Origin of the sequence: Amycolatopsis pigmentata (genome assembly GCF_042684065.1) — a bacterium.
Classification (GTDB): Bacteria; Actinomycetota; Actinomycetes; order Mycobacteriales; family Pseudonocardiaceae; genus Amycolatopsis_E; species Amycolatopsis_E pigmentata.
On sequence record NZ_JBHUKR010000004.1, the window covers coordinates 389,343 to 403,167 of the forward strand.

Sequence of the window (13,825 nt, forward strand, 5' to 3'; positions counted from 1 at the left end):
TGTCCACGGTGCCGACACCTGCTGCGGGTCCCGAGAAATACGTCCGCTCAGGTCAACGTTGATCGGCATGAGGCTTATTGGCGCAGGACATCGTCGCGATGTGCTATTCCGCTTCGCCTATCGTGACGTCTGGCACGGCACGCCCGTACTGATAACAATGATGGCCGCTTCGGCCTCCTCGCGGTGGTGCGCGGAAAGATGATCGACTTGCCGGAGTAGTCTCGCAGTGATCCAGTAGCACGATGGCCGCAGATGATGTGTCTAAACAGGCTCGCTATCGGGTGCCGGACGAGCCCCCCGAACGCCGTATTATCCAGTTGCCACCGCACACCGTGGCACCACGAAGTCGCAGGGGCAAGTCGTTCACATTCGTGGGACAGATCGAGTACCTGGGCGGCGATGAAGGCGAGCGACTGCGAAACGAACTGGGCGACGTCATACGGGAACTCTTGATCCACTTCCGCGACGAGCAAGCGCCAGGCGATAGAGACTCACTACACGGATCGGGCGGACCCTCAGGTTCGTCGGGTTGACGACCGGATCTTCGTGATGGTCGTGATCTGGTACTTACCACCATTCATCGCGAAACCGGTGGTCACCCGGACAACCTGCAGCCCGAACCCGAGGTAGCCGAACGTGAGTCTGGATCACCTGTTAGGGCTGTTTGCAGCACGCTATATCAGTCGCGACGAAAGGTCGAGAACATCGCCTCGATCCGACTAGGGTTATGCGCAAACGTTCTGGATACCTCAACTGGCGGAGCATCTTCGGGCTTGGATGTCCTGTCAAAGTAATTGCGGGCCCTATCGTATTCGTCGTCAAGGCCGTGCGCCTCGAAGTCCAGGAATTCCAAGATCGCCTCGAGTGTATCCTGGTCGATATCGGGCTCGTAGTTGTCGTCGGTCCACTTCTCCAACTCTTCGATACCCATCGCAAGTTTTTTGACGTTAAGTTCTTCCTCTCCCAATTCAGCAACCCTCGGGCTCAACTCGGCAAGGTCGTTGAGAATTGCCTCTAGCCGCTGGGCGTCTTCCCACTCGCGGATTCCATCGATCGCCGCAGAATATGTAATATTCGCAAGTTCCTGCGCATAGCGTCTCCACGCTGGAATCGACGACTTCGCGACATCGACGGTCAATTGGTAGAGTGTGCCCACGCTTGGCCTGTATGCCTCAATAACCTCATCAAGCACGTCGATCCCCGCTGCGGCCAATTCTGGAGATTGATCGAATTCACCCAAAGCAATGATGAACTCAGCTACGGTCGCCTCGTGGTCGGTGGTCCTGTACTCACCTAGCAGCGCGTCAAGGTCCCCAACTCGTACGACGGCGTCACGAAGACGATCCATATGACTGGTGACTGCATCGCGGAGCGTGTCTCTAACCCACCAAGCGGAGGACGATGTCCAGATGGTGACTAACTGATCCAGGAATAGCGCGGAATCAAACAAGGTACCAACAATTTCGGAATTTCTGGCCAAATGATTGTGCAGGAAGTCCACAATTGATGGATTACTGAACGCTACACGGCGCTCATCAACATCATCGTTGACTCTCACAATGAGAGGTTCGAGACGCCGCAAAGAACGACGGAATCGTCTGTCGGTGTCGGAATTTGCCACGATACTGAGATGGGCCCGCCAGGCGTCGCGTAGCCGATCATGACTCGCGGACCGGTTGGCCGTGTATAGGACGAGAACCAGCGCCAACTCGTCAGCATCGAGCACTTCTTCAATAAGCCTTTCCCACAGATGAGCGGGATTTTCGAGATTTCTTATCACAATATGTGCAATATTCCCGTATTCCTCCGGGGGAAGTGTAGTCACCTCAGCGAGGGCGTGTTCGAGAAGGCGAGGACTGTAGTTGCGGTGACTGATAATATAACGGTATACATCCGGCCGCGCTAGTTGTGCACGTTCTCGCGGGGCAAGATCGGAGAAATAGATGTGGTTATAGAAAATTTCCGCTCTGATGGTGGATGCGAATCCAGCCGCGTCAATACTACATTCGTAGGGACTTAGTGCGGGTTCGTCAAGGCGCTCGTGGTGTTCACGCGCCTGTATTATCAGGTAGTTTCGGCAGGTGAGGACGAGACGCTTCGTCGACGACTTCCGGATCATACGTAACAGGCGAGGTAGCTCCTGGTTCGCCAGACGCGCCGCCGTTTCGTCCAACGTGGTCTGACCGACGAAGTCGTCGACGAAGAAAATCTGTTTCTCGTCATCGTTCCACATGCGGTGGACGTCCTCGAGGTGGTTAGTGGCTTCGATCATCGTGAAGCCCTTGGCCTGATAGTCGGCGAGCAAGACATGCGCGAGAGTGGTCTTGCCCACGCCTGGAGGACCGACGATAAGGCAGCTATGCTGGTTGTTCAGCAACCGACGCGCGTGGTCGCTACCCTCGTGAGGCACGAAGCGGCGTAGGCTCTCGTCGATGTCGAGCGCGAGCACTCGGGACCGGTGCAGAACATCCCGGTTGATCAACGAACTTAGTATCGCGCTACTCGCCAGCCACAACCGGATGTGCCGACGCACCACTTCCGGGTTTCTCCGGAGCAAAGCCACGATTTCTTGCGCCCCGTAAACATCACCGGGAGATCGTAGGCAACCGGAAAATATTGCGGCGATTTCGTCTTTCGCGCCGACGGTGAGTTGTACCGTTGTAGCGAGGAGATAGCGGTCCGGGCCAAGACGTTCGACCTTGGCAAGCTCCTCCTTTCGGAGGTGTCTGATCAGCGCATTACGTCCTGACCGCATCCAGTGTTTGCACTGGATGATCGTGGTATCTTCGGAAGCAGGGGAAATGTAGCGTAGGTCGATGCCGCCATCGCGGCCGCGCGCGAACACCTCGAGTGGGCAGTCGAGGACGACTTCGAAGAGATCCTTACAGAGTTCCTCGAAGTCGAAGTCGGTCAGCCGGCCGAGATCGAACTCATCCACCCCAGAATCCTACTGCATTTTCTTCTCGACGATCTGAATCTGCTGGATCGCCGCCCGGGACAGAATGCGGGCAGCCGCCCTCGCCCCCCAGTTTGCAGCGATCGCCTCTGTACTCGGTGGCATACTCCTCACAGTAACTGTCCCTGCGGACGCCCTCCGCCAGGTTGACACCTGATGTGTGAGGCTTCGGCCTTTGCTTGGAAGGATGTCATCGTTCCAAGCCCTACCTAGCCCGTGCATTCCGTGACGATGTCGTTACTGTGGCGCGTCGTGGTGGATCCCCGTTGAAGCAGATCGCCCAGGATTTCGGGATCTCCAAGTCCTGCCCGGCGAACTGGTTGCGTGCTGCTGATGTCGAGGACGGCGCGCGGCCAGGGGCGACGCGTGAGGAGTCCGCTGAACTGCGGGAACTGCGTAAGCGCAACCGTTTGCTGGAGCAGGAGAACGAGGTCCTGCGCAAGGCGCCCGCCCATGTGGCGCAGGGCAGTCTGCCGGGAAAATAGCGCTCCCGCTCGTCCGTGAACTGGCCGCAACCGATGCCCCTGTGCAGGTGCCGGTCGCGGTGACGTGCAGGGTGCTGGGCATCTCCCGGCAGGCCAACTACCAGTGGTGTTCGGCCCCGGTCTCACAGCGGGACTGGGATGACGCGCACCTGATCAACGCCGGACTCGACATCCAAGCCGACGGGTACCGGTTCATCGCCGACGAAATCGCCCAGCGCGGGTTCACCCTCGGAGAAGCGAGTATGGCGGCTCTGCTCGATCCAGCAGACCTTTCCTCGCACCCCAGGAAGAAGGCACGGTCCCGCAAGGCCGGGCCTCCGGTGCATGACGACCTGGTGCGGCGGGACTTCGCCGCCGAGGCGCCGAATGTGAAGTGGTTGACCGACATCACCGAGCGTCCCACCGACCGAACGCTTCGTCACCTTCCTCACCCTCGGTGCCGTTCTGACTTGTACCATGACTCCCGACGAGGTGAGCGGCAGGTTCGACCGGTTCGACGCGCGGCCGGGAGGGTCGTATCGGTCGACCCTGCCGAACGCTGACGCGTCGGCGGCGCCCGGCAAGCCCACCCTTGTCGACATGGCCGGCGTACGCGTGGTGGAGGCGATCGACTTCGTCTCTGACGACCCGCCTACGCTGACACCCGGAAACCCGATATAATACCGAATAGTTTAAAAGGGCGCGGTTGAAGCCCCAAAGCCGGCGTCGCGTAGCGCCGTGTGCAGTCCAGGGTAACTGTAGTATTCGCCTTCGCCTTCGCTTGCCTCGCACTTCGCGGCGAAGTCGGCGAACGCGGGTCCACGCGCCGTACCCAGGTGCGCGGTGTCGTGGAACAACTGAACAGCCTGGCTCGGCATTGTCACGGCGCGGCGACACTCCTCGTTGTCATACCAGGCTGTGAGTACCGCCTTTAAGGTGTCAAGCGTGAGGAACGGCGCATGCTGCACAACGACTTGCCCGACTTGATCGCCCATTCGCCACGAACCCGCCCCCTGCAAGAATGTGACCACGCTGGGCACGAAGTACTCGCTGGGTTGAGCCATCGCGACGGCCATCTGCTGATGCGTCAGCAGGCTAGCGTATCGCGTCTCCAGTAATGGCAGTCGAGTGCGGGCATAGGAGTTGCCCACCAACGCCAGGATCGCGGCGATCTCGGAAGGCATGGGATCGCCTGGCGCAGGATTGGGCAAGCCTGTGATCAGACTCTCGAAACGGCTGGCCAGAGCTTGGTCTACAGACGCCCAGAAGTAGTCGTCCTCAGCCATCCGCATCAGGACCCGCAACTGGGTGCCGCCGTCGAGCAGGGTGAATTTCTCGCGTGTGCTGGCGATAGCGTCGCGAACAGCGTCACGTGCTCGCTCAGCAAAGGCGCGCAGAGCGAGTGCCATCCGGTTGGCGTGCTCGGCTGGAGGCAGCCGGCCATCGGGGTCGAGTTCGAGCATGGCCGCCTTCGCGGCGAGCTTAATGACGTTCCGGCGGGTGGCGTCCCGGGCACGGTCATAGAAAGTAGCCTGGATATGGCGGAGGGTCGGGGTAAAGAAGGGGTCGCAAATGTGGTTGGTGAACTCCTCGATCAGCCTGGTGCCTTGCGTTGGGGGATGCACCAGCAGCGTCGTTAGGGCGATGGCGAGGTGCCCTCGGGCGACCTCCGGCCGAGGGACATAGACCTCGCCCCCAGCTCGCAGCGATGGGTGGGCGCAGAGGTGGCGGTCCTCGCGGATTCGCTCGAGTTCCCGTTTGCCGATGCTGTCGATGAGCTCGAATTCCACGGCGTTGTTGATCAGCTCTGCTTCGATCTGCTGCATTGCCTTCACGCCTGCTGGCGTAAGGCCGTGGGCTTGTGCTGCCGCAACCTTCGCCCGGAAGGATGCCGCCTGCTTGTCACCCTCATCGGCCAAACGGGTGAGCTTGACGATGATGTCCGCGCTTACGGCCGACCATGTTGCGGCGATACTCGGGCGAATCGCGCCAGCGGTGTAGCAGCGCCAGGCCTCCTCCGCGAGGGGCCGGATGTCGGGGCTCCACACCTGGGAGATCAGCGTCTCCAGATCAGCTATCACGGCAACGATTGTCCAGCAGTGCGACAGCTGCCAGCTCGGAGGGACTCGGTGTTGCCGAACAGCTACCGGACTACGGTGCACACCGATACTGATGCGCCCCGGTTTCTGTGCGGCCGGCAACAGACCCGGGGCGCATCAGGTGAGCAGGTCGAAGCCAACAGTTTCGGCGTGACGGCAGGGCACAGCAGGGCCCCTTCCATATCCCTGTGCAGCAAGCCCACGACATCCCGGTAGTCGATGACGACCAGTGGCGTTGCTGCTTGCCCATGCCCTATGGATCTCGTGGCCACGATACCCGGCACAATGTGATGAGCACGGAGAGCTGGTGGGAGATCGGTGGTGGCGGGCAAGGTTCGGGACACGCACATCTCGCGGTCAGCAATCAAGGAGAGCGTCCGGCTGGCGGTCTGGGCCCGTAGCGCGGGCCGCTGCACGATCTGCAACCGTCGAGTGCTGGGTGATGTTCGTACGTTCCTGCACTCGGTCGCCGCTGCAGAGTTGGCCCACAACGTCGGCGCGACCAGCAGTAGTGCGTCACCGCGTGCCGACGCGGCGGTTCCTGACATGGACCGGGAGAGCGAAGAGAACCTGCTGCTGGTCTGCCACGATTGCCACCGCATCATTGACCATGAGGAACATGTCCGATTCTTCCCGCCGGAGAAGCTGCGTGAGCTGAAGCAAGCACATGAGCGACGCATCGAAATGGCCACCGCGCGGGGCCAGCTCACCCGTACGGCAGTCATCCGCGTGGGTTCGAAGATCCGCGGTGCGTACTCGATTGCCTCCCAGAAAGAAGTCGCGGAGACCCTGTTCGCGCTCAACTACCTGGGCTTGGTCGAAAGCCAGTGGAGCGGGGACTTCACATGCAGCATCACTGGAAATACTGGCGGAAAGGGCTTCTGGCAGGCTGGGGAACAGCAGATTGACGACACCTTATCGCGGGTCAGGCAGGCAATCGAGCAAGGCGATGTCGAGCATATCTCGGTGTTTCCGTTCGCCCCTATCCCGCTACTCGTCTACCTCGGTTCTCGCCTTGATGACAAGACGACCACAAGGATCTTTCAGAAGCATCGTGGCCAGGGCGCTGGTTGGTCCTGGGCCGAGGACGGCCGGGCCGTCGAATTCGCAACCGACCTTGTCGAGTCGCGCCGCTCCGACACCGAAGTAGTTCTGGTGTGCGAGATGAGCAGTCCGGTGAATCCAGAGAACCTGCCAGCCGATATTCGGGAACTTCCTCGGCGCGTCCTCCGTCCGGTTGCGCAGGTGCCCTCGCCGGTCCTGATTGACAGCGAGCAGAGCTTGACCAACTTCGCCTCCGCGTGGCGGACGTTGTTGGCGGAGGTGGAGTCGGCCTATCCTCGAGCGACTCGGTGGCATGTGGTCGCGTCGGTTCCGGTCTCCGTCGCCGTAGAGTTGGGGCGGGCGTTCATGCGTGACGCTCAGCCGCCGGTGACGGTTTACGAGCGCTCCGACGCAGGCTATATGGCCGTACTGGACGTCAATATCTAACACCTTGGATATCACGCACGGTGCTTGTCTTCTCGATAGGAGGAGGCGTCGGCGGGTGCAGTTGGGCGGGCTTTTGAATCGTCCTGTTTCGACTATCAGATGGCCGTTGTTCGATATATCGTTTTAGTCTGACTGAATAAAGGTGTACGACGGGCTGGCGGGCGAGTGTGGCAACGCGATCAAATGTGTTCCCGGAACCGATTCCGTAGCTGCCAGATGGGTCCCCAGAAGGCTCGTGAGCGTGGCTGCTATAGCCGCCATGTCGGCTGCCGATCCGTGGAAGGTGGGTATGGAGCAGCCGCGGGTGGGAACCAGTTCGTCGTCGCCGGGGATGTCGGTCCAGAAAGTATGAAACGGTTCAAGACTGCCGTCCTGTAGTACTTTCTGGCCAACCCGCCGGTCGATTTCGTTGGCCCCGGCTGGCTCGCCGGACGGGCTGATGGTGAGGATGCCCAGCGTGCCGGTCTTGACGTCGGTAGCGACCTGGGCATAGCAGGGCCGGTTCTCGAGGGGCGTCAAGCCGTCGAGGAACTGGCCGATCGCGTGGGAGATGGTGGCGTCGATGATGACGTCCGCGCTCGGAAGACTCGTCGCGAGATCGTCCGGGGTGGCCCCGATGTGGGCGTCGACCTCAATGTCGTCGCGAAGCGCCAGAATTCGGTTCCGGAGAGCCGTCGCCTTACTGTTGCCGATATCGAGTTCGGCGAAGTTTTGACGAACCAGCAGGCCGCCGGTGACGCTGCCAGGGTCGCACAGGACCAGTCGCTGGGCGCCAGCACGGGCGACAAATTCGGCAATCCATGAGCCGAGGCCGCCGCAGCCCCACAGGTGCACGGTCTTGCCCCGGAAGGCGTTCACCGGCCGAGTGGCGTCGCGGCGTGTGGTCACGCTATCTCGTTCGTCGGACACGGGACACCACTCCACAGGGGTTCGGGGATCAAACAAGGCAGGACTGACATCGATCGGGGGACTCAGGCGGTTGTGTACGTGCCGTCGGAGTTGGTCGGCGGCATCAGCAGGAAGTCGGCCGGCGAGCAGGTGGGGCGGTCCACCGGTCGGGTGTGGCACGGTGAGGATGAACATCTGGGTGCTGCCGTCGGCCCTCCGGGACGCGCTGGCCGCCAGGGCGGTGAGGAATGCTGGGGACTGCGGCGGGTGTTTCGGAAAGATGTTCTGCCACCGGTCGTCGAGTGGGTCGTCGAGCCGGGTGAGCACTTCGGTGAAAGTGTGTCCGATCCCGAGGGGCAGGGGCATCAGCAACTTGATCACCGGTACCTGGATCTGTTCGGTGTCGGTGCGGGTGAAGTGCAGGTCCAGCCGGTGGTTGGTGCGGTGCGTGAGGTATCCGGGCTGGGCGCCCATTACTGCCGTGTGGTCGCGGACCACGACGGTGGGGAGTCCGTCGGAGCCGTAGGGTACGCCTCCGACCGCGTGGAACAGTGATGTATTGGGGTCGAACCGGTTGGCTGCGGCATCGGCCAGCCAGTTGTACAGCCGATCCAATGCGCTGCCCATACCGTCACGGGGATTCCACTCACGTGCCGGGTCGAGGTAGACACACAAGCTGCGTCCGTGCAGCACGTGAGGGAACCCGACGAACCGGTTGTGCTCGACCTCGATGAGCGGCGGGGAGAACTGCAATGGACTGATCCACAGTACGAAGTCCTCGTAGTCACCCAACGGGAGTCCGCCGGGCCTGCGCTCCACGTCGGTGAGCGTGAGTCGGATCGGGGCCCGGAGGTAGCCCCTGTCGCTCAGGCTCGACCGACCCCGGAGGCGAAGGTCGTTCGGCAGCGCTGTCGCGAGTGCCCGCAACTCCCGGATCGCGGCGTGCTGCCAGACCGAGAGTTGCGGCTTTGGCCGGCGGGTCACCCGGCTCGACCCGACCGGCCGGAAGACGAGGTGGTCGGGTACACCCCGCCTGTACCAGCCGTACCGATCGCGGTGAACTTCGTGCTACGGGCGGCGTTCTCGGGTGCCTGGAACTTGTCCCCGAACAAGGCCTGCCATTTGGCGATACTGCGGGTCTCGTCGGTCTCCTGGTAGGCATCCGCGATCTCGGCAGCGTGAACGTGGATACGGTCGCGGAAGTAGGAGTACGTCTCCTGGCTCCACCGATGATCGAACGTGATGCCCGAGCCGGACGGGTCCATGATCGACGGCTTACTCGGGCGCGCCTGAAGCCATTCGTCGAGATCAGAGACAAGGTGCAGCAGGGACGTGGGCAGGTCAGAGTAGTAACCCGGCGTGGTCAAACTCTTCCACTGGGAGACCCGCTCGCCGAGCAGTGTGGTGATCAGGATCGACTTGGTGCCGGTGAAGGAGTTCTTGTGATCACGCAGGAACTTCAACAGGCGGATGACCTTGCGGAGATGGCCGTTCGCGATCTTGTCCCGGTTCCGCATCCACTCGGTGAACCCTGCGGGGTCGGTCCGCTCCCAGCAGTTGTCGTCGCGGTTGATGATGTTCTGACTGCCGTCGGCACGCACCACGAACGGGACGATGTCGACGTGCATCGCGTTCTCGGCGTATTCCACGTATACACAGCGGCACTTCCTGCCGTGCGGCATCTTCCCGTACTTGGCGTGGTTGTCCAGCGCCTTGTACACGGCTCCCGCGTACTTCTTGAGGTCGTACGCCCATTCCGGCTCCTCCTTCATCTGCAGCAGGAAGTCAGCGTCGAACGGGTTGCCGTTCTGTGGGCTAATGATGGTCTTCTGCGCCCAGGAGCCCTGGGGGATCTTCGTGACGATGCGGGGGCCGAGCTCCGGATCGGCCTTGAGTGCTGCGTAGATCGAATCGACCCGCCCTTCGAGCGTGTCAAGTCTGAACTGACTCAGATTGACAGTGTTCTTCAGGAAGTTGTTGAAGTAATTCGTGTGCCTCATGCAGCTGCCTCCGGGGTGTGCTCGGTCATCGGCCTTCGGCGTCGGGACGCCGTGTTATCCAGGTTTGACGTCACACCGTGCGGATCGTCCGGACGCCGGCACGCCCGGACGCTTTCGAGTACTCAGGACGATTCCTCGACGCAGGTACGGCAGGTGGGGCTGTCGCCGTCGAAGCGTGAGGGCGGCCACTTGAGGAAGCAGGTGTCGCAACGGCGGTCCTTCTGCACGCGCGCAGAGGTGCACCCACAGTGACCGTTGGGGCACCGAGGAGCACCACAGCGTGCGCAGACCGGCTCGGTGATCCGGAAGGACTCTGTGCAGGTCTCGGTCTCACAGGTCCACCATGAGCCGAAGCGGGAGCGAGCCGTGTTCGGCCGCGGTGGCGCGAAGGGACGCCAAGCTGCGTTGTCGGAGACGAGGACTGCAACCAGGTAGTCCCGGTCGCACCAGGACGCCTGCCCATACAGCAGCTCGCTGGTAGAGCCATTCCGGAACGCGACGAAGGTGTTCTCGCGTTCGACCGTCGCCGCGGCGCGCAGCGCTGCGGCGATCAGCGGGGTGCTGGATTGGTCAGAGCCTCTCGCCGGCGGGAGCATCCCCCGCGGCGCCGCGAAGATCACGGTACCGGTGGCATCGAGAAGAGTGACGACGCCACCACCCGTCAGGTACTCCGCGGCGCGGACACAGCATGCCTCACGAGATGCGTGCGAGCTGTGGAACAGATCGACGACGGCGGGTGCCGTCGGTCCTCGACCGTCGATCATGCCCCTGGCGCGGTCGTCAGGAAGGAGCACCCGGGCTGCGAAGGCGTCACACGCGGAATCTTCGAATGCCTCGGAGTCCTGGTAGGCGAACAGCCGCTGCCCCAGGCCCGGATCGGTCTGCTGAAGGTGGTGGCCAAGTTCGTGGAGCCCTGTGAATCCACGGCGTCGATACGACCGGGACGCTCCGACCACGAGGGTGGGCGGTTCGGTGTCGTCCCGGTAACTTCCAGCAACCGAACACCGGCCGCCACCATCTCCTTCGGGGACCAGTTCGACAACGACATCCGGCCAGTTCCCGAGCTCATCCAAGGGGTTCTCCCGCAGCGCGACCAGCGCACCGGGGTGTAACCGCTCGACCACGGTGATCATGGCCTCAGCTTGACCCGCGGCCTCTTGTGCGAACCGACCTCGCATCACGCATCGCCTGGGTCGAGTTCCTCGTCGGACAAGAACCGCCGAAGCCTCTCGTCCCAGTCTCGCCCCCTCCCACCGGTCTCCCGCGCGGCGAGGGCAAAGGCCCCATAACTTCCCGAGAGCCGGGCCTCCGCCTCACTGACGTGCTGCCGACGAGCGCGCTCATGCCAGACGTGTCGCCATCGAGGGTGCTCCGCCGCGACCACCAGACCGAACGGCAAAGGGCGCACCGTCTGCGCGATCTTCTCCGCAGCCAGGCCGGTGACTCGCGCAACGGTTTTGACCTGTTCGAGGGTCAGCGGGACCTTGCCCCTCAGAAGTTTCATTACTTCTGGCTGACGCATGCCAAGCGAATTGCACAACAACGCGAGATCTAGCCGATCACCGAGCAACGAGGCCAGGTCCTGCGTTGTCATTCCCGGGGTCTCGGCGGGCAAACCTGGAGCCTGCTGCAACGATTCCAGGTCGTCCGCAAGCTCCGCTCGGAACGACGCGACAGGATCAAGTTCCGACCCACCCCCATGACCGTGCCGCGTACCCGCCGGTGCCGGTTCCGACCGTCCCTCCGTCGTCGATATCCAGCGAGCAATGTCGCCGCTCCACGTGTCTATCGTTCGCTCGAGCACTCGGACAGGCACCGACGTAGCCAGCGCAGCCCACACCGTCGCATCGACTCCGAACGTGTTGGACGACCCGTCCACCACCAGACAATGACCGTCTTCTACTGGCGGATCGACCGTGACCGGTGCCGCCAGGACATCGCGGTCCTCAACAGCCAAGACCAGTACCAACACGCTGACCTGATCCCACCGTGCCCGCCAGACCTGACCGGCGTAAACCTCCGCCTCGCCCGGTTCGCCGAATCGTTCGCGCAGGCCCGTGTCGGTCAGTGCGCGTTGCCCCCCTGCTTGTTTCGCAAGGTCAAGAAATCTCTGTGGCACGTCAGGCTCACTCATGGTGTCCTCCCGTATCACTCGACCAAGCCGGTCGCCATCGATACCTGACGTCCCGACTCGGAAGGTGTCCGGACACGTACTTGATCATCCCTGGCTTGCCGGGCCGCCACATAGCCGAATCACCTCCAGCCCTGTCGCGCGCACATCGTCACTGTCACCGACAAGTTGCGTCAGCTTCTCCCGCAGCCGCTTCGCGTGGTGGTACGCCTGGGTCCGGCCGCAGTTGAGCAGAGTCTGAATTGCCGGAATATCACCGAAACGGCGCACGATTTCGCGCTCCTGAGGAGACAGCATCGCCACGACACTTATGGCGGTCGTGGCGGCATCGATCTCCTCTTCGACCGCGATCACCTGCTCCTCGGGAGTCTGCGTTGTTCCGTCGCGGGCGTCGAACTCCACCGCGCCGGGAAGGGGGACAGTTGCAGGATCAAGAACTGCGGGGAATCGAGCGACAAACACCTCGACCATTTGGGCGACTTCCAGTGATCCCCCGGCCGCCGTCAATACCGCATGTATCACCGCAGCGATCGATGCTCGGTCGGCCATCGGAGGGCGACGCGCCACGCTCGACCATTTCGGGATGTTGACATTTGACACCGTACGGGCCGCCACTACGAGGTCGGCGAGGGCACCCGACCAAGGCATCCCTGCCGTGCTAGCCAGCCTCCATCGGCCTGCCCCCAGTTCGCCTGACGGTACCTGCTCGACGCCCTTCTCGTCGGCCAGCACTTTCTCCACCGTGCGCCGGACAGCACCGACAGCCGTCTGGCGCGCCTGATCGATCAACCAGTGACGGATCGACTTCCGCAGTAACCGGCCCACCGAGGCGTCATCACTGGCCAGGGCCAAGAGGTTGGGTGTAACCTTTTCCAGGCGTTCCGCAAGGAATTTACCAACCATGTCTTCCAAGTCCGCCGGCTGCCAGCCACCTTCCGGCGTGAGCGCAGGGAACCGCGCAACTTCTTCACGCGCTAGCTTATTGATCAACTTTAGGCACTGTCGGCCCAGATACCCGAGGCTTCGTAGCTCGTCGAACGCGGAGATGACCCACCCCCTCAACCCAGGGCGTCAACCCTACGTGTGGCCGCCAGGAGATTCGGCGACGACTCGCCGAGATACCGCGGAGAAATCTGGTCACGCTGACGCACGAACTCCGTCGGCGGGACTACGTGATCGAACAGATTGAGACAAGTGCCGATGCCCGCTGAGCAGCCACGAGTAGACGGTTAGCGCGCTGGCTACCTTGATTGTCGGTTTGGTGACGGGGCCTATTACGTGAGGACGACGGCGCGGCGTCCGGTCACTCCGCTGGGGATTGACCAGCGCTACCAAAGCCGGTGTCGATCGCCGGACCGTTCGGCTCGGGCGATCGAGACGAGCATCCGCGTGTCCGTCACACGATGTCGAGGCCGACATCCGGCCTTGCCAGGAGATCCTGGACGTCGCCGAGCAGCACAAGTTGCGTGTCGTGAGTGATAAGGTATCCGAAGTTGGGCGTTAGGCTCGCCACCTTGGAAATCTTCGGGTCCAACTCCATCCAGCCCTTCGCTCGGCCCCAGTGCAGCCGATCAGGATAGCAGTTCGTGATCCACCGGATCGACGAAGGACCGGGTTTCGCGTCGGGGTCCGTGAGTATGGGTGGCGTTCACGCCGAACGCTGAGGCATTCCGCCTTCGCGTTGACCCATCGTGTAAGGGGAGGGCCGATGATCCATGCATGACTAACCTACAGTCTATCTTCACGTCTCGCAGATAAGCGGCGGGTATTGGCACGTTAAAAATCCTCAAGTCGCT

Annotated in this window: 10 protein-coding genes; 3 read left to right on the forward strand and 7 right to left on the reverse strand. The window is 62.1% G+C overall.

All coding sequences use genetic code 11. The annotated features are described in order from the left end of the window. Positions 1-679 precede the first annotated feature (679 nt). The gene (locus ACFSXZ_RS03575) at positions 680-2,938 is read right to left on the reverse strand and encodes an nSTAND3 domain-containing NTPase (protein ID WP_378261166.1); all 2,259 of its coding nucleotides are present in this window, start codon (positions 2,936-2,938) and stop codon (positions 680-682) included. A gap of 284 nt (positions 2,939-3,222) precedes the next feature. Between ACFSXZ_RS03575 and ACFSXZ_RS03580 the strand changes: the two genes are divergently transcribed. Together ACFSXZ_RS03580 and ACFSXZ_RS03585 are read left to right on the forward strand one after the other, a co-directional pair. Further along, complete coding sequence (locus ACFSXZ_RS03580; RefSeq protein ID WP_378261168.1) at positions 3,223-3,441, forward strand: transposase; 219 nt, start codon at positions 3,223-3,225, stop codon at positions 3,439-3,441. A 59-nt stretch (positions 3,442-3,500) separates the two neighbouring features. After that, on the forward strand, positions 3,501-3,983 hold the full coding sequence (locus ACFSXZ_RS03585) for a hypothetical protein (protein WP_378261170.1): 483 nt from the start codon (positions 3,501-3,503) through the stop codon (positions 3,981-3,983). Between the two features lie 129 nt (positions 3,984-4,112). Here the strand turns inward: ACFSXZ_RS03585 and ACFSXZ_RS03590 are convergent, their stop codons facing one another. Beyond that, a complete protein-coding gene (locus ACFSXZ_RS03590) occupies positions 4,113-5,501 on the reverse strand; it encodes a hypothetical protein (RefSeq protein ID WP_378261172.1) in 1,389 nt (462 codons plus the stop codon). Positions 5,502-5,840: 339 nt separating this feature from the next. Between ACFSXZ_RS03590 and ACFSXZ_RS03595 the strand changes: the two genes are divergently transcribed. After that, positions 5,841-7,010: an SAVED domain-containing protein gene (locus tag ACFSXZ_RS03595; RefSeq protein ID WP_378261174.1), complete on the forward strand. Its 1,170-nt coding sequence runs from the start codon at positions 5,841-5,843 to the stop codon at positions 7,008-7,010. 123 nt (positions 7,011-7,133) lie between these two features. Here the strand turns inward: ACFSXZ_RS03595 and ACFSXZ_RS03600 are convergent, their stop codons facing one another. The 5 genes from ACFSXZ_RS03600 to ACFSXZ_RS03620 all read right to left on the reverse strand — a co-directional run bounded on the left by ACFSXZ_RS03600 (position 7,134) and on the right by ACFSXZ_RS03620 (position 13,019). Continuing rightward, a complete protein-coding gene (locus ACFSXZ_RS03600; protein WP_378261176.1) occupies positions 7,134-8,882 on the reverse strand; it encodes a ThiF family adenylyltransferase in 1,749 nt (582 codons plus the stop codon). After that, entirely contained in the window at positions 8,879-9,898 is a 1,020-nt protein-coding gene (locus tag ACFSXZ_RS03605) for an SMODS domain-containing nucleotidyltransferase (protein WP_378261178.1), read from the reverse strand. The genes ACFSXZ_RS03600 and ACFSXZ_RS03605 overlap by 4 nt, the downstream gene beginning before the upstream one ends. A 122-nt stretch (positions 9,899-10,020) precedes the next feature. Continuing rightward, positions 10,021-11,031, reverse strand: a complete 1,011-nt coding sequence (locus ACFSXZ_RS03610; RefSeq protein WP_378261180.1) for an ImmA/IrrE family metallo-endopeptidase — start codon at positions 11,029-11,031, stop codon at positions 10,021-10,023. 44 nt (positions 11,032-11,075) lie between these two features. Continuing rightward, positions 11,076-12,032: a hypothetical protein gene (locus ACFSXZ_RS03615; RefSeq protein WP_378261182.1), complete on the reverse strand. Its 957-nt coding sequence runs from the start codon at positions 12,030-12,032 to the stop codon at positions 11,076-11,078. A gap of 84 nt (positions 12,033-12,116) precedes the next feature. Then, complete coding sequence (locus ACFSXZ_RS03620; RefSeq protein WP_378261184.1) at positions 12,117-13,019, reverse strand: hypothetical protein; 903 nt, start codon at positions 13,017-13,019, stop codon at positions 12,117-12,119. Positions 13,020-13,825 lie beyond the last annotated feature (806 nt).